The organism is Nocardioides xinjiangensis, from assembly GCF_017916385.1.
In the GTDB taxonomy this organism is placed as follows: domain Bacteria; phylum Actinomycetota; class Actinomycetes; order Propionibacteriales; family Nocardioidaceae; genus Nocardioides; species Nocardioides xinjiangensis.
On the sequence record NZ_JAFMSW010000001.1, the window covers coordinates 920,835 to 942,556 of the forward strand.

20 protein-coding genes are annotated in these 21,722 nt (G+C 72.8%); 8 read left to right on the top strand and 12 right to left on the bottom strand.

Translation table 11 applies throughout. The annotated features are described in order from the left end of the window. Positions 1 to 58 precede the first annotated feature (58 nt). Both J3P32_RS04395 and J3P32_RS04400 read right to left on the bottom strand, forming a co-directional pair. Positions 59 to 1,423 (bottom strand): PhoH family protein, encoded by a 1,365-nt coding sequence (locus J3P32_RS04395; protein WP_210438624.1) that lies wholly within the window; start codon positions 1,421 to 1,423, stop codon positions 59 to 61. Positions 1,424 to 1,655: 232 nt separating this feature from the next. Continuing rightward, entirely contained in the window at positions 1,656 to 2,435 is a 780-nt protein-coding gene (locus tag J3P32_RS04400; protein ID WP_210438625.1) for an isoprenyl transferase, read from the bottom strand. Positions 2,436 to 2,539: 104 nt separating this feature from the next. On the opposite strand from J3P32_RS04400, the gene trhA reads away from it, so the two are divergent. Further along, complete coding sequence (trhA, locus tag J3P32_RS04405) at positions 2,540 to 3,277, top strand: PAQR family membrane homeostasis protein TrhA (RefSeq protein WP_210438626.1); 738 nt, start codon at positions 2,540 to 2,542, stop codon at positions 3,275 to 3,277. 5 nt (positions 3,278 to 3,282) lie between these two features. Here trhA and J3P32_RS04410 read toward each other — a convergent pair whose 3' ends face one another. From J3P32_RS04410 to J3P32_RS04430, 5 genes are read right to left on the bottom strand one after another with little or no spacing between them, the layout of a single operon-like run. Further along, positions 3,283 to 4,230 carry a DUF1353 domain-containing protein gene (locus J3P32_RS04410; RefSeq protein WP_210438627.1) on the bottom strand — a complete coding sequence of 316 codons (948 nt, stop codon included), beginning with the start codon at positions 4,228 to 4,230 and terminating at the stop codon, positions 3,283 to 3,285. A gap of 36 nt (positions 4,231 to 4,266) precedes the next feature. Continuing rightward, positions 4,267 to 4,944, bottom strand: a complete 678-nt coding sequence (locus J3P32_RS04415; RefSeq protein WP_210438628.1) for an HAD family hydrolase — start codon at positions 4,942 to 4,944, stop codon at positions 4,267 to 4,269. Next, the gene (locus tag J3P32_RS04420) at positions 4,941 to 5,405 is read right to left on the bottom strand and encodes a PTS sugar transporter subunit IIA (RefSeq protein ID WP_307861579.1); all 465 of its coding nucleotides are present in this window, start codon (positions 5,403 to 5,405) and stop codon (positions 4,941 to 4,943) included. The genes J3P32_RS04415 and J3P32_RS04420 overlap by 4 nt, the downstream gene beginning before the upstream one ends. Next, positions 5,402 to 5,635, bottom strand: coding sequence for a glucose PTS transporter subunit EIIB (locus J3P32_RS04425; protein WP_210438629.1), 234 nt, complete (start codon positions 5,633 to 5,635; stop codon positions 5,402 to 5,404). Before J3P32_RS04425 ends, J3P32_RS04420 begins: the two co-directional genes overlap by 4 nt. A gap of 22 nt (positions 5,636 to 5,657) precedes the next feature. Continuing rightward, positions 5,658 to 6,725: an SIS domain-containing protein gene (locus J3P32_RS04430; RefSeq protein WP_246849871.1), complete on the bottom strand. Its 1,068-nt coding sequence runs from the start codon at positions 6,723 to 6,725 to the stop codon at positions 5,658 to 5,660. Positions 6,726 to 6,822: 97 nt separating this feature from the next. On the opposite strand from J3P32_RS04430, the gene J3P32_RS04435 reads away from it, so the two are divergent. The 3 genes from J3P32_RS04435 to nagA are packed head-to-tail and all read left to right on the top strand — an operon-like array spanning position 6,823 to position 9,966. Next, positions 6,823 to 7,593 carry a GntR family transcriptional regulator gene (locus tag J3P32_RS04435; protein ID WP_210438630.1) on the top strand — a complete coding sequence of 257 codons (771 nt, stop codon included), beginning with the start codon at positions 6,823 to 6,825 and terminating at the stop codon, positions 7,591 to 7,593. Next, positions 7,590 to 8,834 (top strand): PTS transporter subunit EIIC, encoded by a 1,245-nt coding sequence (locus J3P32_RS04440; protein ID WP_210438631.1) that lies wholly within the window; start codon positions 7,590 to 7,592, stop codon positions 8,832 to 8,834. Before J3P32_RS04435 ends, J3P32_RS04440 begins: the two co-directional genes overlap by 4 nt. A 1-nt stretch (position 8,835) precedes the next feature. Further along, positions 8,836 to 9,966: an N-acetylglucosamine-6-phosphate deacetylase gene (gene nagA / locus J3P32_RS04445; protein WP_210438632.1), complete on the top strand. Its 1,131-nt coding sequence runs from the start codon at positions 8,836 to 8,838 to the stop codon at positions 9,964 to 9,966. 28 nt (positions 9,967 to 9,994) lie between these two features. Here nagA and J3P32_RS04450 read toward each other — a convergent pair whose 3' ends face one another. Beyond that, positions 9,995 to 10,228 carry a hypothetical protein gene (locus tag J3P32_RS04450; RefSeq protein ID WP_210438633.1) on the bottom strand — a complete coding sequence of 78 codons (234 nt, stop codon included), beginning with the start codon at positions 10,226 to 10,228 and terminating at the stop codon, positions 9,995 to 9,997. A gap of 377 nt (positions 10,229 to 10,605) precedes the next feature. Next, positions 10,606 to 12,123: an HNH endonuclease signature motif containing protein gene (locus J3P32_RS04455; RefSeq protein ID WP_210438634.1), complete on the bottom strand. Its 1,518-nt coding sequence runs from the start codon at positions 12,121 to 12,123 to the stop codon at positions 10,606 to 10,608. A 133-nt stretch (positions 12,124 to 12,256) separates the two neighbouring features. Here J3P32_RS04455 and J3P32_RS04460 point away from each other — a divergent pair, with 133 nt between their 5' ends. Then, the gene (locus tag J3P32_RS04460) at positions 12,257 to 12,880 is read left to right on the top strand and encodes an SAM-dependent methyltransferase (RefSeq protein WP_210438635.1); all 624 of its coding nucleotides are present in this window, start codon (positions 12,257 to 12,259) and stop codon (positions 12,878 to 12,880) included. A 33-nt stretch (positions 12,881 to 12,913) separates the two neighbouring features. Here the strand turns inward: J3P32_RS04460 and J3P32_RS04465 are convergent, their stop codons facing one another. Next, positions 12,914 to 17,542, bottom strand: coding sequence for a family 16 glycoside hydrolase (locus J3P32_RS04465; RefSeq protein WP_246850573.1), 4,629 nt, complete (start codon positions 17,540 to 17,542; stop codon positions 12,914 to 12,916). A 246-nt stretch (positions 17,543 to 17,788) separates the two neighbouring features. Here J3P32_RS04465 and J3P32_RS04470 point away from each other — a divergent pair, with 246 nt between their 5' ends. After that, entirely contained in the window at positions 17,789 to 20,017 is a 2,229-nt protein-coding gene (locus tag J3P32_RS04470) for an MMPL family transporter (protein WP_210438637.1), read from the top strand. Here J3P32_RS04470 and J3P32_RS04475 read toward each other — a convergent pair. Together J3P32_RS04475 and mca are read right to left on the bottom strand one after the other, a co-directional pair. Next, positions 19,948 to 20,190 carry a hypothetical protein gene (locus tag J3P32_RS04475; protein ID WP_210438638.1) on the bottom strand — a complete coding sequence of 81 codons (243 nt, stop codon included), beginning with the start codon at positions 20,188 to 20,190 and terminating at the stop codon, positions 19,948 to 19,950. The two genes, J3P32_RS04470 and J3P32_RS04475, sit on opposite strands and share 70 nt — an antisense overlap. A gap of 23 nt (positions 20,191 to 20,213) precedes the next feature. Next, positions 20,214 to 21,113, bottom strand: a complete 900-nt coding sequence (mca, locus tag J3P32_RS04480; RefSeq protein ID WP_210438639.1) for a mycothiol conjugate amidase Mca — start codon at positions 21,111 to 21,113, stop codon at positions 20,214 to 20,216. A gap of 38 nt (positions 21,114 to 21,151) precedes the next feature. Here mca and J3P32_RS04485 point away from each other — a divergent pair, with 38 nt between their 5' ends. Continuing rightward, the gene (locus J3P32_RS04485) at positions 21,152 to 21,544 is read left to right on the top strand and encodes a DUF4307 domain-containing protein (RefSeq protein ID WP_210438640.1); all 393 of its coding nucleotides are present in this window, start codon (positions 21,152 to 21,154) and stop codon (positions 21,542 to 21,544) included. Between the two features lie 36 nt (positions 21,545 to 21,580). After that, positions 21,581 to 21,721, top strand: coding sequence for a hypothetical protein (locus tag J3P32_RS04490; protein ID WP_210438641.1), 141 nt, complete (start codon positions 21,581 to 21,583; stop codon positions 21,719 to 21,721). Position 21,722 lies beyond the last annotated feature (1 nt).

The window sequence follows — 21,722 nt, forward strand, 5'->3', positions numbered from 1 at the left end:
CCCTTCCTCGCGCGACGGCACGTCGCACAGCCGCTGGAGCGCAGCGGGACTCAGCGGCTCAGAGCGTGACGTCCTCCAGCATCTCGGTCACCAGGGCCGCGATCGGCGAGCGCTCCGAACGGGTGAGCGTGACGTGGGCGAAGAGCGGGTGGCCCTTGAGCTTCTCGACGACGGCGACGATGCCGTCGTGTCGGCCGACCCGGAGGTTGTCGCGCTGGGCGACGTCGTGGGTGAGCACCACCTTGGAGTTCGCGCCGATGCGGGACAGCACCGTGAGCAGCACGTTGCGCTCCAGCGACTGGGCCTCGTCGACGATCACGAAGGCGTCGTGCAGCGAGCGTCCGCGGATGTGGGTCAGCGGCAGCACCTCGAGCATGCCGCGGTCCATCACCTCGTCGACGACGTCGCGGGAGACCAGGGCACCGAGGGTGTCGAAGACGGCCTGGGCCCAGGGCGACATCTTCTCGTTCTCCGAGCCGGGCAGGTAGCCGAGCTCCTGGCCGCCGACGGCGAAGAGCGGGCGGAACACCACGACCTTCTTGTGCTGCCGGCGCTCCATGACGGCCTCGAGGCCGGCGCACAGCGCCATGGCGGACTTGCCGGTACCGGCGCGGCCCCCGAGCGAGACGATGCCGACCTCGGGGTCGAGCAGCATCTCCAGCGCCACCCGCTGCTCGGCCGATCGGCCGTGGATGCCGAAGGCGTCACGGTCGCCGCGGACCAGGTGGACCCGCTTGTCCGCGCCCACGCGACCCAGGGCGGTGCCGCGGTCGGAGAGCAGCACGAGTCCGTTGTGGCAGGGCAGGTCGCGGGCGTCGGCGAGGTCGATGACGCCGTCCTCGTAGAGCTCGTCGAGGTCGGTGGCCGGCACCTCCAGCTCCGTCATCCCGGTGTAGCCGGTGTCGGAGCTGCTGACCGTCTCGGCGCGGTACTCCTCCGCGTCGAGGCCGACGGCCGAGGCCTTGATCCGCAGCGGCAGGTCCTTGCTGACGAGGGTGACGGCGAACCCCTCGTCGGCGAGGTTGCGGGCCACGGCGAGGATGCGGGTGTCGTTGTCGCCGAGGCGGAAGCCCGACGGCAGCGACTCGGCGTCGGTGTGGTTGAGCTCGACGCGGAGGGTGCCGCCCTCCGTGCCCACGGCGACCGGCTCGTCGAGACGGCCGTGGACGACCCGCAGCTCGTCGAGCGCGCGCAGCGCCGAGCGCGCGAAGAAGCCGAGCTCCGGATGGTTGCGCTTGCCCTCGAGCTCGGTGATCACCACGACGGGGAGCACGACCTCGTGCTCGGCGAAGCGCTTGATCGCGCCCGGGTCGGCGAGGAGGACGCTGGTGTCGAGGACGTACGTCCTACGACCCGCGTCGGGCTCGGCGGTGCCGGCGGGAGTGCCGGAGGCGGAGCTGGGCGATGAGGTCTTGCTGGCCACGACTAACCCCTAGCTGCGGGTCGGCGCGCGCACTCCTCGCCCGGCCCGATGTCATTCAACGGACCGGAGAGCTCCCATCTGAGTGCCCAAGGTGTGCCTCCCGGTTCGGCTGGCTTCCCCACCGGCCGATGTCGCGAACGTACGCCCGTCCGAGGCACGTGCACCCGCGACACGCCCGAACGCGAGGTGACGAGGAGGTGACGTCCTGCGCGACCGATCCCGGGGCGCGGGGTCAGCCGCCGAAGCGGCGCTCGCGCGCGGCGTACGCCCGGATCGCGCGCAGGAAGTCCACGCGCCGGAAGTCGGGCCAGAGCGCCTCGCAGAAGTAGAACTCCGAGTTGGCCGACTGCCACAGCAGGAAGCCGCCGAGACGCTGCTCCCCCGACGTGCGGATCACCAGGTCGGGGTCGGGCTGGCCCTTGGTGTAGAGATGCTCGGCGATGTGCTCGACGTCGATGAGGTCGGCGAGCTCCTCCAGCGAGGTGCCCTTGCCGGCGTGGTCGGCGAGCAGCGCGCGCACCGCGTCGGCGATCTCGCGCCGCCCGCCGTAGCCGACGGCCACGTTGACCAGCAGGCCGTCGATGTCGCGGGTCGCCTCGGCCGCCGCCTTGAGCCGCTCGGCGGTCTCGGTGGGCAGCAGGTCGAGCGCGCCGACGGGGTGGATCCGCCAGCGACCGGCTTCGGCCAGGGACTCGACGGCCCCCTCGATGATCTTCAGCAGCCCGGTGAGCTGCTCGGGCGGGCGGTTGGTGAGGTTGTCGCTGGACAGCAGCCACAGCGTGACGACCTCGACCCCGACCTCCTCGCACCAGCCGAGCAGCGGGCGGATGTTGTCGGCGCCGGCCTGGTAGCCGCCGGCGGTGTCGAGGCCGACGGCCTTGGCCCAGCGCCGGTTGCCGTCGAGCATCACGCCGACGTGCTGCGGGATGCGGTCGTGCGGCAGGAACTTCACGACCCGCGACTCGTAGGCGGGGTAGAGCACCCGTCGCACCGCGTCCTTGAGCCTCACCACCCGGCGATCGTAACGCCGTGCCAGCCGAGCGCTCGCCCGAACGGGGGACGGGGCGTGCGGGCGTCACCTGCCGTTGGCTATTTTCGGACCATGGAGACCAGGGCATGACCTCTCGCGACCGCGTCGAGGACGCCGTCGAGCGTGCCGGGGGCCTGATGGCCGACAAGATGGCCGACAAGATGGCCGAGGTGAAGCCCAGGCTGCGCGGCTGGCTGCACGCCGGCACCGCACCGGTCGCCGCGGTCGCGGGCGTCGTGCTCGTCGCCCTCTCCCCGACCGCCTCCACGCGCATCGGCTCGACCGCCTTCGCCCTCTCCGCCCTGCTCGTCTTCACCGTGTCCGCCATCTACCACCGCGGCACCTGGTCGCCGCGCACATGGGCGTTCCTCCGGCGCTTCGACCACGCCAACATCTTCGTGCTCATCGCCGGCACCTACACGCCGTACGCCCTGCTCTTCCTGGAGGGCACGGCACGCACGACCCTGCTCTCGGTGGTGTGGGGGGCGGCCGTCGCCGGGGTGGTGTTCCGCGTCTTCTGGACCGACGCACCGCGCTGGCTCTACACGCCGATGTACCTCGCGCTCGGCTGGGCCGCGGTGTTCTTCATCCCGCACTTCATGGAGGGTGCCGACCGCTTCAGCACGGGCATCGCCATCGCCACGCTGGTGCTCGTCGCGGTGGGGGGCGTGCTCTACACCGTCGGCGGCGTGATCTACGGCCTCAAGCGTCCCAACCCCTCACCACTCTGGTTCGGCTTCCACGAGGTGTTCCACTCCCTCACCGTGCTGGCGTTCGCCGCCCACTACGTCGGCGTCTCGCTGGCGACCTACTCGCTGCGCTGAGCCCCTCAGCCGAGGCTCAGCCGCGCGAAGCCGGCGAGCGCCCCCGCGACGACCACGGCGGCCAGGGACCAGGCGAGCCCGGGCGCGCGGCGCGCCAGCGCCTCGAGCGCCAGGTAGGCCGCGGCGACGACCGCCAGCCCGAGGGTGACGTGCAGCAGCACCGCGAGCGCCACGCCCGCGATCGCGCCCGCCATCCGCAGCCGCCCCCACAGCAGGCTGAGCGCCATGGGCACCACGACGGCCCCGCAGAGCCCGCCGAGCAGCTCGGCCCACCAGGGCCGGTCCCCCATCCACGGCAGCTGCGCCGCACCGGCCCACGACCGGTCGACGAGGTCGCTCGTCGCGCTGTAGCCGAGGTAGACGATCGACGCGATGGTCGCGGCGGCCGCCACGCGGTAGGACCAGTGCCTGACCCGCGACCACGGCACCGCACGCCCGACGAAGATCGTCGCCACCGTGACCGCGGTCCACACGATCCAGCGCCGGACCACCCCGGTGCCCGTGTCGGCCATGGCGTCGCGGAAGACGCGGTCCGCCTCGACCCGGTCGACGTCGTGGCCGTCGGTGGAGACGTACGCCGGCGGGTCGTGGCGACCGGCCACGAGCGCGTCGTGCAGGAGTGCCGCGGGGAGGTGGGCACCGGTCTTGGGCACCAGCCAGGTGAAGAGCGCCGGCACCGAGGTCAGGTCGGTGCGGAAGTCGGCCCGCGAGGGGACGAGCAGCTCGCCGAGGTGGCGGTCGAGGTAGGCCAGACGCCGCGCCAGCGCGAAGGTCTCGACGCCCTCCTCCGAGTGCCGCTCGAGCACGATGCGCGGGTCGGCGCCCGGGTCGGGCGGCTCACCGGGACCGTCGGACGTCGCGAGCGTGCCGCCGTCGTAGAAGCGGCGGGGCTCCTGCACCACCTGTCTCCGGGCCACCGTCGTGACCGCCCAGCTGCGCCCCCGAGTCCGCATGCGCCCAGTCTGGCGACGCGGACCGACAGACGTCCCCTACGGCACGCGGGGTGACGGCTCGCCGTCCACGCTCACCAGGTCGAGCAGCGGCCGCAGGTCCTCGACGACCTCGACCGCGCCGGCCGCCTCGAGCCGGTCGGCGGGGTGCGTCGTCGCGACGCCCACCACCCGCCGTACGCCGGCGCCGAGCGCCGCCCGCACACCCGCGGGCGAGTCCTCGGCCGCCACCGCGGCCGCCGGGTCGACGCCGAGCCGCTCGCAAGCGAGGGCGTAGCCGGCCGGGTGCGGCTTGCCGTCGGCCACGTCGCGGGCGGTGACCACGAGGTCGACGCTCTCGAGGGTGAGCGACATGGCCTCCAGCGAGCGCTCGACCCACGGAGGACCGGCGGAGGTGACGATCGCCAGCGGTACGCCGGCGGCGCGGGCGCCCACCAACAGGTCGTGGGCGCCGGGCACGGGTGTCGGCGGGTCGTCGGGGATGAAGGGGATCACCTCGCGCGCGAGCTCGAGGGGGTCGAGGCCCGACCAGGGGCCCGGCTCGACGGCGAAGACGTCCTCGGCGCGCCGACCGGTGAAGATCGCGAGGTCGGGGAGCTCCCAGCCGCGGTGGGCGAACCACGCCTCGTAGGCCGCCCGGTGCAGCGGCTCGGAGTCGACGAGCGTGCCGTCGAGGTCGAGCAGGAAGGCCGAGACGTCCGGCTGGCGACCCGTCATGGAGTCGCGAACAGCAGGTCGCCCGCGGCCACCTGCTCGCCCAGGACGTCGCTGGCGACCGACCCCTTCTCGGCGTCCATCAGCACGACGGGCACCACGGGCGACACGTCGAGGCCGGCGGCCGTCGAGGGGAGGGTGGACGGGTCCCACGTGATCATCGGGTCGCCCGCGGCGACCTCGCTCCCCTGGGTGGCGAGCACCTCGAAGCCCTCGCCCTCGAGGCGGACGGTGTTGATGCCGAGGTGCACCAGCACCCCGACGCCTTCGCCCAGGACGACGAACGCGTGCGGGAGGACCTTGAGGACCGTGCCGGCGATCGGCGCGACGACGGTCGTGGGTCCCGCGTCGGGGTCGATGGCGACCCCGGGGCCGACCATCTCCTCGGCGAAGACCGGGTCGGGCACGTCGGTCATCGCCATGACGCGACCCGGGCAGGGGGCGAGCACCTCGAGGGAGGTCACATCAGGTCCTCGATGTCGTCGGCCAGGTTGTCGGCCTCGGGGCCGACGACGACCTGCACGACCGTGCCGCTCGCCATCACGCCGTGGGCGCCGGCGGCCTTGAGGGCGGCCTGGTCCACGAGGGACCCGTCCTTGACCTCGGTGCGGAGCCGGGTGATGCACGCCTCGATCTCGACGACGTTGTCGGCGCCGCCGAGGCCGGCGAGGATCTGCGCTGCCTTGCTGCTCATGTCGGTGACCTTTCAGTGGGCGTCAGCGGGCGGTGTCGGTCTGGGTGACCTTGTTGAGCCCGCGGGGGTTGTCGGGGTCGAGGCCCAGGCGTCGGGCCATCTGCTCGATCATCATCTGCGACGGGACGATGGACGCAAGCGGCTCGACCGTCTCGGGCAGGTCGGGACCGGCGATGTGGAGGTCGCACAGGCCGGCGAACGTCGTCGTGCCGCCGATGCCGAGCACCCGCGCCCCGCGGCCCTGCAGGTCGCGGACGAGGTCGGCCATCGGCTCGGCGAGAGGGCCGTGCGCGGAGCCGACGAGCACCGCGAGCAGGCCCTCGCTCACGACCGAGATCGGACCGTGGCGCAGGTCGGCGTAGGAGTATCCGCGCACCGGGCGCAGGCACGTCTCCTCCATCTTCAGCGCGGTCTCCAGCGCGGTGCCGAGCAGGAGGCCGCGCCCGGACACGACGACCCGGTCGGCCCCGGCGAGCGCCTCGGCGGCGGCGGAGACGTCGGCGTCGAGGAGCCCGGCGACGGCGTCCGGCACCCGCTCGAGGTCTCGGGCCAGCGACGGTCGCGCTCCCAGCGCGTCCGCGAGGACGGCGAGCGCCACGAGCTGGGCCAGGTAGGTCTTGGTCGCCGGCACGGCGACCTCCGGACCGGCCTGCGTGACCAGGGCGACGTCCGCGGCCTCGGCGAGCGGCGAGCCCGCCACGTTGGTCACCGCGACCGTGGCGGCGCCGCACTCCCGCGCCCACTCCTGGGTCTCCACGATCTCCGCGGTGGCCCCCGACTGGGACACCGACACGACCACCGTGTCGGACAGGTCGAGCCGCGCGCGGTAGTGGGTGGCGACGCTCGGCGCGGCGAGCGCGGCGGGCACACCGGCCGCGACCTCGAGCAGGTAGCGACCGTAGATCGCGGCGTTGTCGCTCGACCCCCGCGCGACGAGCAGCACGCGGCGCCGCCCCTCGGCGAGCTCGCGCAGGCGCGGCTGCTCGGGCACGAGGTGCTCGATCGTGCGCCGCGCCGCGGCCGGCTGCTCGGCGATCTCCGACGCCATCCGGGTGGGGCTGCCGGCGGCGGTGCGGTCCGGGTCGGTCATGAGGTCGTCCTTGACAAGGTCGAGGGGCGGGAGCCATGCTCCCCACTGGTACGTACCAGACCGTACCAATGGATCCCGCAGACGTCGAGAGGACGACATGGCCCGCCGGATCGACGACGGCCCTCGGCCCAAGCACGCGCAGCTGAGCGACGCGCTGGCCGAGCTCGCGACCCACGAGCTCGGACCCGACACCGCCATCCCGTCCGAGCGCGAGCTGATGACGACGTACGACGTCTCCCGGGCCACCGTCCGCAAGGCCATCGACAGCCTCGTCGCCGGGGGCCTCCTGCACCGCATCCAGGGGAAGGGCACCTTCGTCGCCCGGCCGCGCGTGGAGAGCCGCCTGCACCTGGCGTCGTTCTCCGAGGACATGCGCCGGCGCGGGCTGACCCCGTCGACCCGGCTGATGCTGGTCGACGAGGAGCGGCCACCGGCCGAGGTCGTGCGCGCCCTTCACCTCGGCGCGCGCGGCACCGCGTGGCGCATCGACCGGGTCCGGCTCGCCGACGGGCAGCCGATGGCGATCGAGCAGGGGTGGTACCCGCGGGCGCTGCTCCCCGACCTCGACACCGAGGACCTCGCGGGGTCGCTCTACACGCTGTTCGCGAACCGCTACGGCCTCGCCATCGACGCCGCCGAGCAGACCCTCTGGGGAGAGGCGGCCGAGGGCGCGACGGCGCGCCGCCTCGAGGCGCCGGTGCACACCCCGCTCCTCGTCTTCCGCCGCGTCTCGAGCGCGGCCGGGCGACCGGTCGAGTACGTCGTCTCGCGCTACCGCGGCGACCGCTACCAGGTCCACATGAACCTCGGCGCCCAGCAGGGCACCACAGGAAGAACCAGCACGATCGGAAGGAAACGATCCTCATGACCACCCAGGACGCCGCCGCGGGCGGCACCGAAACACAGAAGCGCAGGCTCAACCTCGCGCCGGTGCAGAAGTTCGGGCGCAGCCTCATGCTCCCGATCGCCGCCCTCCCCGTGGCAGCGCTGCTGCTGCGCCTGGGGCAGGCGGACCTCCTCGGCGAGGACGGCCTCGGCTGGGTCGACGTGGCTGCCGTCATCGGGGCGGCGGGCAACGCGCTGTTCGCCAACCTGCCGCTGCTCTTCGCCGTCGGCATCGCCATCGGCATGGCCCGGAAGTCCGACGGCTCGACCGCCCTCGCCGCCGTGGTCGGCTACCTGGTGTTCCGGGGCGTCGGCGACGCGATGTCCCCGGTCATCCTCGAGGGTGACGAGCTGATCAACTACGGCGTGCTCGGCGGCATCGTCTCCGGCCTCGTCAGCGCCTGGCTGTGGCAGCGCTACCACCGCATCTCGCTGCCGCCCTACCTCGCGTTCTTCGGCGGCCGCCGGTTCGTGCCGATCCTCACCGCCTTCGCGATGCTCGTGATCTCGGTGCTGATGAGCTTCGTCTACCCGGCCTTCGACGCCGGCATCACCTCTCTCGGCGAGTGGGTGACCGACAACGCCGTCCTCGGCGGCTTCGTCTACGGCACCATCAACCGCCTGCTGATCCCCCTCGGCCTGCACCACATCCTCAACAACCCGCCGTGGTTCATCTTCGGCGAGTACACCTCGGGCGGTGAGACCTACCACGGCGACATCGCGCGCTTCCTCGCCGGCGACCCGACCGCCGGCGCCTTCATGACCGGCTTCTTCCCGATCATGATGTTCGCGCTCCCGGCCGCCGCCATCGCGATCTGGCACGAGGCCAAGCCGCAGAACAAGAAGCTCGTCGGCGGCATCATGCTGTCGGCGGCGCTGACCGCGTTCCTCACCGGCGTCACGGAGCCGCTGGAGTTCGCGTTCATGTTCGTGGCGTTCCCGCTGTACGTCATCCACGCCCTGCTGACCGGCACCTCGCTGGCGCTGGTCAACGCCCTCGGCATCAAGGACGGATTCGGCTTCTCCGCGGGCCTGTTCGACTACGTCCTCAACTTCGGCATCGCGACCAAGCCGCTGTGGATCATCCCGATCGGGCTCGGCTACGCGGTCGTCTACTACTTCCTCTTCCGGTTCGTGATCCGCAAGTGGAACCTCAAGACGCCGGGTCGCGAGGACGACGACGCCGCCACTGACGGGTCGGTCCTCCAGCAGGACAACGCCTGACGTGATCGTCTCGGCAGCACAGGTGGTCACCCCGGCGCGGATCCTCGCGCCGGGGTGGCTGCACCTCCGCGGCGAGCGGATCGTCGAGGTGGGCGAGGGGGCTCCGCCGCGCGCCTCCGACGTCGACCTCGGTGACGTCACCGTCTCCCCCGGCTTCATCGACCTCCACGTCCACGGCGGCGGGGGCGCGTCGTTCGACTCGGGGAAGGCCGACGCGGCCGAGGTGGTGGCCGACACCCATCTTCGTCACGGCACCACGTCGATGGCGGCCAGCCTGGTGACCGACACGCCCGCCCGGATGGCGGCCGCCCTGCGCGAGCTCGCCCCCCTCGTCGACGACGGCCGGCTCGCGGGCATCCACCTCGAAGGACCGTGGCTGAGCCCGCAGCGCTCGGGCGCCCACCAGCCCGGCTCCCTGGCCGACCCCGAGCCCGGGGCGATCGAGTCGCTGCTCGCGGCCGGGGACGGCGCCGTGCGGATGGTGACCCTCGCGCCCGAGCTGCCCGGCGGGGTCGACGCCGTACGCCGTCTCGAGGCCGCGGGCGTGGTCGTCGCCGTCGGGCACACCGACGCGACGTACGCCGAGACCCGCGCGGCCCTCGACGCCGGCGCCCGCCTCGGCACCCACCTCTTCAACGCCATGCGCCCGCTGCACCACCGCGACCCCGGCCCGGTGGGCGCGCTGCTGGACGCCCCGGTCGACGTCGAGCTGATCGCCGACGGCGTCCACCTGCACCCCGCCGTGCTGCGCACGGTCTTCGCCGCCAAGCCGGGGCGCTGCATACTCGTCACCGACGCCATGGCCGCCGCCGGCGCTCCGGACGGCGACTACCGCCTCGGGCCCATGGCGATCGAGGTGCGCGAGGGCGTGGCCCGGCTCGCATCCGAGGGCGGCACGGGCGCGATCGCGGGCTCGACGCTCACCATGGACGCGGCCGTGCGCTTCGCCGTCCGCACCGCCGGCCTGCCGCTGCTGGACGTCGTGCACGCGGCGAGCACGGCCCCGGCCGCCGCCTGGGGCCTGGCCGACGTCGGCGCGCTGGAGGCCGGTCGGCGGGCTGACCTCGTGGTGCTCGACGACGCGCTCGAGGTCGTCCGCGTGATGCGGGCCGGAGCGTGGGTGCGGCGCTAGCCCGCTGGGCGACCCCGCCTCCCCCGCCTCAGTCCTCCAGGTCCTCGCCGTCGGCCGTCTCGGACCGGCGCCGTTCCTCGGGATCGTCGTAGCGCACCGCCTCGTCGGGGAAGTCCTCGCCGGTCGGGTGGCCTCCGGCCGGCGATCCCTCGGCCGGGTCGTACTCGCCGCGCGCGGCCGCCCACTCGGAGGTGGACGACGGCTCGGCCGCCTCCTGGTCGTCGTCGAGCCTGCCGAGCTGCTCGGAGCCGTCCTGGGTCATGTCGGTCCTCTCGGGTCGTCGGATGCCCGACCGGTTACCCGCGGGAGCGGCCTGCATGCGCCCGGGCGCCGGTCGTCGCGCCGCGCGGGTGCCGGCGTGCACTCTGGCTACCGCCGTCGTGATGTCCCTGAGCGGCTGATCGCTCACCGGGCCGCTCCCCGCCCGCGGGCGGCGACAGCGCGCGCCCGTCGAATCGGTGTGGCGTCCGATGTGTCGTCCGGCTGTCGTCCCACAGCCATGGCCTCGGCGCCGAAGCGACTCCCCCGCGGGCTTGTACCTCGAAGCTGAGGGCCTCGGACGCCGACGGCGCCCGAACCGCGACCGGGCTGCGCTCGACCGGGCGTGCCGGTGGCCCGATCACGGGGTGGGTGTCGGGCTCAGCGGGGCGGTTGGGGTCGTCGGTGGGGTGGGTCGGTGGTGACGGTGCGTCCGGACGGCAAGGTCCAGTGATAGGAGCCGTCGGGCTGGCGGTGGTAGGTGAAGTCGGCGAAGGTCTTGGCGCGGTGGTGACGCCGGCACAGCGGTGCCAGGTTGTCGGGGCGGGTCTGGCCCGGTGGTCCGCCGTCGTCGAGGGGGACGTAGGCGGTGATGTGGTCGAGGTCGCAGCGCTGCGACGGGCGGCCGCAGTGGGGGTAGACGCAGGTATCGTCGCGCAGCCGGACCGCTTCGGCCATGCGTGGGGGTGGGTCGTGGCGGTCCACCGCGGGGACGGCGGTGGTGTGCGGGTCGAGGTCCAGCACCGGGGTGACGGTGACCTGTCCGGCGGTGAGCAGCCACGACCGCAGCCGGTCCAGGAGCATCGGGCCGAGCCGGTCACACCGCGCCACACCACGGCTGACTGTGCCCACCCCCGTGCCCATCCCCGTGCCCATGCTTTGGTGGTCGAGGAGGTCGCGGTCGGTGACGTGCACGACCAGCCGCACCTCGCCCCGCTCGCTGCCCTGACTGTCTCCGCCGCCGCTGCCGCTGGTGGTGGGGCGTCGGAACGGGGTGGCGGGTTCGTAGGCCGCCTCCTCGGCGACGCACAGCGCCGGGTCGGTGTCAGGATCCACGGCGCGGTCGGGGTCCGCGACGTCCGCGGCGCTCAGGAGGTCGAGTGCCTTCTGCGGGTCGGCGAGCACCCCGACCGCGTGCGCGCGGCGCACCCCGAGCGCGCCGGGGTGGCCCAGGGAGCGCATCGTGGCGGCCATCGTGGTCACGGTGTGGTCGAACGCGACCGCATCGGCGGTGTCGAGCGTCATGAACACCGCCGACGTGCCCGGGGCGCCGTCGTCGTGGTGCACCTCGACGCGCCGTGCCGCCAACGCGTGGTCGTGGTCGGCGACCGCCCGGTCCGGGTCGGCGTACAACCGCGCCTCGTGGACCAGCACCGCGATGCGGTGCGGGTTCAACCGCCGCGGCTGCCACACCAGCAGCCGGTCCGCATGCCCCGCCGCCACCACGTCCAGGTCGCGCGAGACCCGCGCCGCCTCCCGCGCCAGCCGCACCGGCACCCGCAGCCCACGGGTCAGCGCCCACAGCCGCGGCAGCCGGTGGGCCAGGTCGAGCACGTCACCCACCAGCGCCAACGCCGCCTCGTGCGACACCCCCAGCACCGCCGCCAGCTCCATCACCGCGAACTCCGCCACCCGCGGTGTGCCCGCACCTGCGACCGGCAGCGCCCGCTCCCCGAACAACCCCGCAGCGCTCCCCACCGCCGGGACCGTGTCCGGCCGCCACCCCGCGACCAGGTCGTCATCGGTGTCCGGTGCCAGCACGTGGGCGTGCGCCCACGCCAACGCCGCCTCCAGCACCTCCACGTCGGCCCGCCGCCGCAACTCCACCGCGGCCACCGCACGATCCAGCACCGCACGGCTCGAGGGCCGATCAACAGCAGCCGGGGTGGTGGTGGACATGCGTCCAGTCTCCCAGACCCCACCGACAACCTGACCTGCCCGAACGCATCTGTGGAGAACTCTTTTCGAACACGCTGCCGAGTCGCCGGGGCGAGCGAGCGCCGGGCCTCGAGCGCCGTCCTAGGCTGGGCGCATGGACGCACGCGCATGGGACGAGCGGTACGCCGCGAGCGACCTGGTCTGGTCGCGCGAGCCCAACCAGCTCGTGGCCGCCGAGCTCGCGGACCTCACACCCGGCACGGCGGTCGACCTGGGGGCCGGGGAGGGTCGCAACGCGATCTGGCTGGCGAGCCGCGGCTGGTCCGCCACCGCCGTCGACTTCTCCCAGGTCGCCCTCGACAAGGGCGCCCGGCTCGCGGCCGACCTCGGGCCGGCGGCGCCGGACGTCACGTGGGTCTGCGCCGACGCGACGACCTGGCGCCCGTCCGCGCCGGTGGACCTGGTGGTGGTCGCGTACCTGCAGCTGCCGGCCGACGAGCGGCGCCGGGCTGTCCGGGGTGCGGTCGAGAGCCTGCGCATCGGCGGGACGCTGCTGCTCGTGGCGCACGACGCGACGAACCTCACGGAGGGCACCGGTGGCCCCCGGGACCCGGCCGTGCTGATGACGGCCGAGGACGTCGTGGCCGACCTGGCCGGCCTCGACGTCGAGGTGGTGCGCGCCGAGCGCGTCGCCCGTCAGGTCACCGCGGACGACGGCCACGGCGGAGAGGTGCGTCGTACGGCCTGGGACTGCGTGGTCCGGGTGGTCAGGCGCTGACCGCAGCAGGTCAGCGCCCGACCACCCGGAGGTTCAGCGGGTCAGCCGCACACTCACCCGCTGGGTGCCGCCGTCCTCGAACCGGACGACGAGCACGGCCTTGACGGTCGCCTTCTTGCCCAGCAGGGCACGAGCCCGCTTGGTGAGCTTGAGGGTGACCTTGTCCTTCTCACGCGAGTCGAGGTCGAACGTCCCGGCGCCGAGGCGCTTGCCGTCCTTCCCACGCGTGCGGAGGACCGCCTTGCCCTCGCACCCGACCGTTCCGCAGCGGACCGTGAGCTTGGCCTTGCGACGGTTGGGCGTCGCGTCGGCCTTCTCGCCCTTGACCTTCACCGACGGCGCGTCGGCCGGCGGGTTGGTCGGCGGGGTCGGGACCGGCGCGGGGGTCACGACCTTGACCTGGGCCTTGCCCTGGCCCGCGTCGTGCGCCACGTCTCCGGCGTACTTCGCGACCAGCTCGACGGTCCGTCCGGCAGCGAACGGGCCGACCTCGAAGGTCGCCTTGCCGTCCTTCAGCGTCGCGGCGGGCAGGTCGGTGCCGTCGACGGACAGCACCACCTCACCGGTCGGCGTCTCCTGTGCCGCAGACGTCACGGCGACCTCGACCTGCGCCTTCTTGCCCGTCTGGAGCTGCTCGGGCGCCGTGACGGTCACCGTCGCCGGCACGTTCTCCGGGTCGGCGAGCTCCTTGACCTGGACGTCGCGGTAGAAGACGCTCTCGCCGCCACCGTGGTTCTGCAGACCGATGTAGGACGGCCACTTCAACCGGTTCTCGTCGGTGCTGGTGAAGTCGTTCACCAGGACATCGTTGAGGTAGATCCGGATCCGCTTGCCCTCCACCTTGATCTCGTAGTGGTTCCACTGGCCCACCGGCTTGAGCGCGGCGTCGCGCGCGGTCAGGTCGGCCGACTGGAAGTTGTAGATCGCACCCGTCGTGCTGTCCGGGTCGTCGGTGGCGTCGATCTGGATCTCGTAGCCCTGGTTGACGGCCACCCACGGGTCGGTGCCCGGGTTCGGGAACCCGACGAAGACGCCGCCGTTGTCGTCCTTGACGAGCTTCCAGTCCAGCTGCAGCGAGTAGTCGCCCTCGAGCGGCTCGGAGTGCCACAGCAGGCCGAGGCCGCCGTTGGTCTTCAGCGTGCAGTCCGCCTCACGGGTGAACACGCCGGGGCCGGCCATGTTCCAGTCCTCGAGGCTCTCCGCGGTGCCGTCGAACAGCGTCCGGTAGCCCGGGTCGGCCGTGGTGGCCTCGCAGGCGTCGGGCTCGACGACGACCTCGTCGCTGACGCGGAACCAGTCGAACGCGCCGACCTGGCTGCCGGTGCCGTTGTAGGCGGCGACACCGATCTTGGGTGCGACCAGCCCCGTGGAGGGGTAGCCCGCGCCCATCGACTGCCACGTCGCGCCCTGGTCGACCGACCAGCGGCCCTGGATCGCGGTGCCGGTCGAGACCATCTGCAGCTGCAGGTCGTCCGGAGCGGCGCCGTCGGGCAGGTCGGCGTTGGTGTAGACCATGTCGCCGTTGATGCGGCGACCCAGCTCGAGCACCCAGTCGCCGTCCGGCTTCTCCATCGCGACGAACTTGGCGTAGTTCGTGGCGCTGGTCCACGCGACCAGACCACCCTGCAGGTAGTCGTCCGTGCCCGTCATCGTGAGCTGCGTGGTCGCGGCCCACGGGCCCTCGGCGGGCGCGTTCTGCAGGACCATGTTCTTCGCGTCCACCGCACCGCCGGACAGGTCGCCGGCCTGGGCGTTGATCCGCAGCTGGCCACCGGCCACCGCGACGCCGGTCGACGTCTTGTTCAGGATCGTGCTCCAGCGGCAGGTGTCGAGCGTGGTGCCGTCGAACTCGTCGTCGGCGCTGGGAACCTGACCGGGAGCGCAGGCCTCACGGGCACCGAGGTCGAGGTAGTCGATGTTGACGTTGCCGTTGTCGCCGGCGTCGCGCTGGATCTTGACGACGTTGGCGCCGGCCCGCAGCTCGAGCTGGTCGGTGACCGAGCCCCACTCCTTCCACGTGGCGAACGGCGGCAGCGACAGCTTCTTGGCGAAGACGCCGTTGACGTAGACCGACATCACCTTGGTCTGGTTGGGCTGCGGGTTCGGCCCGTTGGCGTAGCCGAGCTTCACGTTGTGGTAGCCGGCCGCCGTCGCGGTGACGTCGAAGGTCACGGACGCGCCGTCGACCTCGAAGCCACCGACGTACCCGGTGCCGCTGTAGCCGGCGTGCTCGGTCTGGACCCGGTTGCGGTCACCGGTGATGGTGCCGGCCTCGGCCTCGACGCGACCGCCGGTCGGGTCGACGAGCTTGACGTGGTCGAGGTTGACGTGGCCGTCGTCGCCGGTCTCGTAGGCGATCTCGACGCGCGTCGCGCCCGCGGGCAGCGTCACCCGGGTGGTGAACGTGCCCCACGTCTTCCAGTCGGCGAACGGCGGCAGCGAGATCTGCCGACGCTCGTCGCCGATGTAGAGGCTCATCTTCTTGGTCTGGTTGGGCTGCGGGTTCGGCCCGTTGGCGTAGCGGATCTGCAGGTCGTACGAACCGGCCCGCGGCGCCACGACGGTGACCGCGCTGCCGGACCCGACGGTCTGGATGCCGTCGACGAAGCCCGAGCCCGTGTAGCCGGCGTGCTCGGTGTCGATGCCGGCGGTGCCGGACAGCTCGCCGTCCTCGAGCTCGTAGATGCCGTCCGGAGCGGGCTCCGGCTCAGCCTCGACGTAGCCGGGGTAGCTGTTCAGGGTGTACCAGGCCTCGGTGCTCCACAGCGTCTCGCCGGTGGCGGACTGGAACGGGCGCGGCGAGCGCAGGTGGACGACCCGGTCGGGCTTCATCCCGTCTACCTGCAGGGTGACCGTGCGGCCGTCCTCGCTGGCGGTCGCGCTGGTGACCGCGAGCGACTCCTCGTCGAGCTTGGGGCCGCCGTACTGCGCGGTGGCCCGGTAGCGCCACTGCTTGAGCTGGTACTTCGACGCGAGGTCCTGCAGCGTCGCCGGGGCGAGCGGCTGCGTGTACTCGATCTCGAAGCCGCCCTCGACCACGTCCATCGACTTCATGTCGAAGGGCGTCTTGCCGCTCAGGTCGAGCTTCTGCAGGCCGTAGCGCAGCTTGCCGGTCTGGCCCCAGTTGCCACCGGCGCCGAGGCCACCGATGACCAGCGAGCCGTTCGGAGCCTTGAGCACGCGGCTGACGCCGGCCTCGAGGCCCTGCGTCATCCGGAAGAGGGCGCCCTGGTAGCGGCCGTCGACCTTCTCGAGGTCGGCGCGCTGGAGGCCGCCGTAGGTCACGTCGCCGATGAACATCTGGCCGGCGTACGGGCCCGCGTCGACGACGACGGGGGTGCTCGGGGAGTTGGCGATCTCGTTCTGCGGCATCCACAGCACCGGCTTGGTCACGGGCTGGTCGTCGAAGCGACCGGGCGTGCCGTCGGGCTCGGTGGTGAAGTGGTTGTAGAACTCGCCGCGCTTGATCTCGATGAGCTTGGAGGCCGGGAGCCAGCCGCCCTGGTTGTCGGTCACGAAGATCTCGCCCGCGGGACCCCAGCCCATGCCGTGCGGCGTGCGGAGACCGCCCGCGACGTAGTCGATGGCGCCGGTGGCCTTGTCGATGGTGATGTGCGTGCCGCGGTCGTGGGAGCCCTGCGGGACGGTGGTCGCGCCGCCGAGGTTGATCGAGACCGACAGGTTCACGTGGAACTTGCCGTCCTTGTAGAGCATCCCGAAGCCGAACTCGTGGAAGTTGCCGTCGAAGGGGTACTTCGCGATCTCCACGCTGCCCTCGTAGACGCCCTGGGCGTTCTTCTGGGTCAGCTTGATCAGGCCGGTCTTCTCGGAGACGTAGATCTCGCCGTCCACGACCGAGATGCCCTGCGGCTCCTTGAGGCCGGAGGCGATCCTGGTGTGCGTCACGTCAGCCGGGGAGTCCGCTCCCTGGACGCCGCTGAGGCGGTAGAGCTCGCCGAGCTCGACGTTGCCCTGGTCGTTGCCGTTGCCGCCCCAGGTGAGGACGAGGAGGTCGCTGCCGTCCCACTCCAGGCCGGTGACCTGGGGCTCGAAGCCGTTGGGACGCAGGTTGACCAGGTCGTAGGCCGGGTTGACCGAGCCGAGCTGGAGGCCGTCGCCCTCCGAGTCGTTCTGGCCCTCGCACTGCTTGAAGCCGGGCGCGGTCACGCGGGTGACGTTGGCCTCGGTGCTGAGCACGGAGGTGGGGACCACCGAGAAGGTGCTCGCCCCGGGCGGCATCCACTCGAGCAGCAGTCGCTCGCCGCCGCCCGCCTCGAAGTAGTCGATGCGCAGCTTGTGCACGGTGCCCGCGGTCAGCGTGGTGGTGCCCGTCTTGGCGGTGTCGCCGTGCAGGCCGTCGTGGTCGATGACCTCGGTGCTGTCGATGGTGAGGCGCGAGCCGTCGTCGCTGGTCATCCGGAACTGGTAGGCGCCCGTCGTCTCGACGCTGAGGTTGGCCAGCGCCTCCACGACGAAGTTGTCCTGCAGCCCGCCGAAGTCGGCGGGCGCGTCCCAGTCGATCGTCGGCTTGAGCAGGTCGACGTTGGGGGTCTGCCCGGACTTGAGGGTGCACAGCTCGGAGATCGGCTGGCCGAGCTGGAAGGCCCGCATCGTGAGGCCGGGCTCGTCGCCCGGCGGCACGGCGGCGGCGGCGCTCGGCATCACCGCGGCAAGGCTGGCGGCCACCGCGGTGGCCGCGATGGCGGCACCCGCGCGACGACGGCCTCGGGCCGGTCGTGGGCGGGAGAGGGAGGGGGACTTCGACACCTGGGGTATGACCTCTCGCGACCCCGGTGACGGAGCACCGGGAAGGATGTGACGCCCCTCACCCTAGGTCGTATCTGACGGTTTGTGAACAACTTTTGTCCGCCGATCGTCATAAGGGTGCCGCCGGGCTACAGTGCCGCCGTGCTCGAGGACCTGGGACGTCGGCTGTACCGCGCGCGCCGATGGGTGCTCGGAGCGTGGGCGGTGCTGGCCGTCCTGGGCGGCGTCCTCGGCGGATCCGTTTTCGACGTCGCCGAGTCCCCGGACCCGCTCCGCGCCGGGGCGGAGTCGGCGCGGCTGGAGCAGCGGCTGGAGTCGGTCGACCCCGAGGGCGAGCTCGTGGTCGCCGTCCTCTCCGGCGCCGACATCTACGGCGTCGACATGATCGACCAGGCCACCCGGGTCATGCACGAGGTGCGCGAGCTGCCCGACGTCGTGGACGTCCGCGACCCGTGGACCACCGGCGCCCAGGACCTCGTCGCCCCCGACCGCTTCGGCACGGTCGTGACGGTGGAGATCGACCCGACCGTCGACCGCGACCGCGCCCTCGCCGCCGCGGAGCGGGTCGACGCGACGCTCCGCGAGGTCGCCATGCCCGAGGTGCTCGTCGGCGGACCGCTGTTCGCCGAGGAGGCGTTCGCCGAGCAGGCGATCCAGGACGCGGCCCGCGGCGAGGGCGTCGCGATCGTCGTGCTGGTCGGCGTGCTCGCGCTCGCGCTCGGCGGCCTCCTGGCAGGTGTCGTGCCGGTGCTCACGGCGCTCGGCTCGGTGAGCGTGGCGCTCCTCGCCCTGGCGGGCCTCGCCCGGCTCACCGAGGTGAGCGAGTACGCCGTCAACGTCGTCACGCTGCTCGGCCTCGGCCTGGCCGTCGACTACGCCCTGCTGGTCCTCGGCCGGTTCCGCGAGGAGCGGGCCGCGGCGACCGGGCGCACCGGACGCACGGGGCGCACGGACATCGGCGAGGTGCTCGACCGCACCCTGGCCACCTCGGGCAGGACCGTGCTGGTGTCCGGCCTGACCGTGGGGACCGCCCTCGCGGGCCTGTTGCTGCTGGGCGACCCGGTGCTGTCCCCGATGGCCCTCGGCGGCCTGGTGGCCGTGGGAGCGGCGACGCTGTCCGGGCTCACCCTCGCCCCGGCGCTCGTCGGCGTGGCGAGCGCCCGCATCCCCGAGCCCTCAGCCGGCCGGGTGCTCGGCGGCACGCCGAGCGCGCACGCCCTCCTCCCCCGCCTCGCGCGGGTGGCGCAGCGGCGACCGTGGCCCGTCCTGCTGGGCTGCACCGCCCTGCTGCTGCTGCTCGCGACGCCGCTGCTGTCCCTCGACCTGCGCAACTCCGACGCCCGCTCGCTGCCCGGTGACAGCGAGCCGCGGCTCGTGCAGGAAGCGATCGAGCGCGGCTTCCCCGAGCAGGTCGCGACCCCGGTCACGGTGCTGGTCGAGGCGGACTTCAGCTCGCAGGAGACGGCGGACGCGATGGCGCGCGCCATGGCCGTGCGGGGCGTGGCCGACGTGATGCTCCTCGACCCCCTCCCCGGCGAGCTGAGCCAGATCCTCGTGGAGCCCGAGCCGGACGCCGCCGGCGACTACGACGGCCCGCGGGCGCAGGACCTCGTACGCCGGCTGCGGGCCGCCGACCTCGGCCCGGGGGTGCTGGTGGGCGGTCCGACCGCGGAGCTCGTCGACACCCGCGACGCCCTCGCCGACCAGGCGCCGGTGGCCGTCCTCGTCGTCGTCCTCGCGACCGCCCTGCTGCTGGGCCGCCTCACCCGCTCGGTCGTCGTACCGGTCAAGGCGGTGGCGATGAACCTGCTCTCCCTCTGCGCGACCCTCGGCGTCGTGGTCGCGGTGTTCCAGTGGGGCTGGGGCTCGTCGCTGCTCGGCTTCGACCCGTGGGGGGCCCTCGACGTCACCACCCCGCTGCTGCTGTTCATGTTCGCGTTCGGGCTCTCGATGGACTATCACGTGTTCCTCGTGGCCCGGATCCGCGAGGCGTGGGACGAGGCGAGGCGGGACGCCGACACCGCGCGCGCCCGGCGGCGCCGGCCGCGCCCCGTCGACCTGCGGGCGCTCAACGACCAGGCCGTGCTGACCGGCATCACCGCCTCGGGTCCCTTGGTGACCCTGGCGGCGGTGGCCATCGGGATCGTGTTCCTCGGCTTCGCCCTCGGCGAGCTGGTCGCGGTCAAGGAGATCGGCGTGGGCATGACCGTGGCCGTGCTCATCGACGTCACGGTGGTCCGCGGGCTGCTGCTGCCCGCGACGATGACCCTGCTGGGCCGGTGGAACTGGTGGGTCCCGGGTCAGGACCGGGTCTCGGGACCGGATCCGTCGTCCGTGCCGTCGCCGGGCGCAGCCGGCTCGTCGCCGTAGAGGCCCGCGTCCTTGGCCGCCTGGGCCTTGCGCAGCTGCTTGACGAGGCTGAACCCGAGCACGACCACCGCGATGATCATGAAGATCCACAGCGCGAAGCCCAGCGGTCCCGCCTTCACCTCGGTGTCCCGGGGCGTGGGGTCTTCGAGCAGGACGATCAGCAGGTCGAGCATGGCTCCATCCTCCCACTCGCTCCCTACGGAGCGGGGGTCGGGATGCCCGCGAAGAGGTCGTCCTCGGGCAGCGTGGTCTCCACCGTGGACTCGACGAGCTCGTAGTCCTCGGTCGGCCAGACGTTCTGCTGGATCTCCCGCGGGATGGCGAACCACATGCCGTCGGGGTCGATCTGCGTCGCGTGCGCCAGCAGCGCCTGGTCGCGCACCCCGAAGTAGTCGCTGCAGGGCACCTTCGTGGTGATGCGCTCGTCCCACTCGGGCTCGCGCTGCCAGGTGGCCAGCCGCTCGGTGTAGGGCGACTCGAGGTCGTGCGCGAGCATCGCCTCGTGCAGGGCGTTGGTCTTCGCCCAGCTCCAGCCGTGGTGGTAGTAGAGCTTCATCGGCTGCCACGGCTCGCCCGCGTCGGGGAAGCGCTCGGGATCGCCGGCAGCGGCGTACGCCGCGACGGTGACCTCGTGGCAGCGGATGTGGTCGGGGTGCGGGTAGCCCCCGCGCTCGTCGTACGTCGTCACGACGTGCGGGCGGAACTCGCGGATCAGCCGCACCAGGCGCTCGGCGGCCTCCTCGAGCGGGACGAGCGCGAAGCAGCCCTCCGGCAGCGGCGGCGGCGGGTCGCCCTCGGGCCACCCGGAGTCGACGAACCCGAGCCAGTCCTGGCGGATGCCGAGGATGTCGCGGGCGCGGTGCATCTCCTCGCGACGGATCTCGCTGATGTTCTCCCAGACCTCGGGACGGTCCATCTTCGCGTTGAGCACCGACCCGCGCTCGCCGCCGGTGCAGGTCACGACGTGGACGTCGACGCCTTCCGCGACGTACTTCGCCGTCGACGCGGCGCCCTTGCTCGACTCGTCGTCGGGGTGGGCGTGGACGTGCATCAGGCGGAGCCCGGCGCGGGGCCGGTCTGCGGAGGGCTGGGGCATGGGCCCGAGTCTAGGAGGCGCCGCTTACGCTTCAGTGCGTGACCACCGACCTCGCCGACCGCTACGGGGCACCCCCTCGGTGGCGCCGCCCGGTCACGGTCGGCGTCGCCGTCGTCCTGGCGGCGGCCGGACTCACCTGGCTGGCGTGGACCGCGTGGTTCCACAGCACCCCCGTGGTCACCTCCGAGGTGGTCACCTACGAGGTCGCCAGCGACCACGAGATGCGCGCCCGGGTCGACGTGGAGCTCGGCGCCGACGACGTCGAGGCGAGCTGCCGGGTCCGCGCCTACGCCGAGGACCACACCACCGTCGGCGAGCTGGCGTTCACGCCCGTCGACGGCACGAACGAGGTGGTCATCCGCACCGAGCGGCGCGCCACCACGGTCGAGAAGCTCGGCTGCACGGCCGAGGGCCAGCCCCGCCCTCGCTGATCCGCCGTCCTGCGCTTTTGCGCCAGGCTTGCTACTGTGGACGTTCTGCCCGTCCGGGTGCGCTGGCTCACGTCCCGAGCCGCGACCACCCCGATCGGACGGACGACGAACCACCGACCCGATCCGGGTGCGCTGAGGCACACCCTGATCCAGTACGACGCGAAGCAGGAGCAGTGAC

Coding starts and splice junctions, on each gene's coding strand:
- trhA (WP_210438626.1), top strand. CDS start 2,540: ATGACCTCTCGCGACCGCGTCGAGGACGCCGTCGAGCGTGCCGGGGGC.
- J3P32_RS04410 (WP_210438627.1), bottom strand. CDS start 4,230: ATGCGGACTCGGGGGCGCAGCTGGGCGGTCACGACGGTGGCCCGGAGA.
- J3P32_RS04415 (WP_210438628.1), bottom strand. CDS start 4,944: ATGACGGGTCGCCAGCCGGACGTCTCGGCCTTCCTGCTCGACCTCGAC.
- J3P32_RS04425 (WP_210438629.1), bottom strand. CDS start 5,635: ATGAGCAGCAAGGCAGCGCAGATCCTCGCCGGCCTCGGCGGCGCCGAC.
- J3P32_RS04430 (WP_246849871.1), bottom strand. CDS start 6,725: ATGACCGACCCGGACCGCACCGCCGCCGGCAGCCCCACCCGGATGGCG.
- J3P32_RS04435 (WP_210438630.1), top strand. CDS start 6,823: ATGGCCCGCCGGATCGACGACGGCCCTCGGCCCAAGCACGCGCAGCTG.
- J3P32_RS04440 (WP_210438631.1), top strand. CDS start 7,590: ATGACCACCCAGGACGCCGCCGCGGGCGGCACCGAAACACAGAAGCGC.
- J3P32_RS04450 (WP_210438633.1), bottom strand. CDS start 10,228: ATGACCCAGGACGGCTCCGAGCAGCTCGGCAGGCTCGACGACGACCAG.
- J3P32_RS04455 (WP_210438634.1), bottom strand. CDS start 12,123: ATGTCCACCACCACCCCGGCTGCTGTTGATCGGCCCTCGAGCCGTGCG.
- J3P32_RS04460 (WP_210438635.1), top strand. CDS start 12,257: ATGGACGCACGCGCATGGGACGAGCGGTACGCCGCGAGCGACCTGGTC.
- J3P32_RS04465 (WP_246850573.1), bottom strand. CDS start 17,542: ATGCCGAGCGCCGCCGCCGCCGTGCCGCCGGGCGACGAGCCCGGCCTC.
- J3P32_RS04475 (WP_210438638.1), bottom strand. CDS start 20,190: ATGCTCGACCTGCTGATCGTCCTGCTCGAAGACCCCACGCCCCGGGAC.
- mca (WP_210438639.1), bottom strand. CDS start 21,113: ATGCCCCAGCCCTCCGCAGACCGGCCCCGCGCCGGGCTCCGCCTGATG.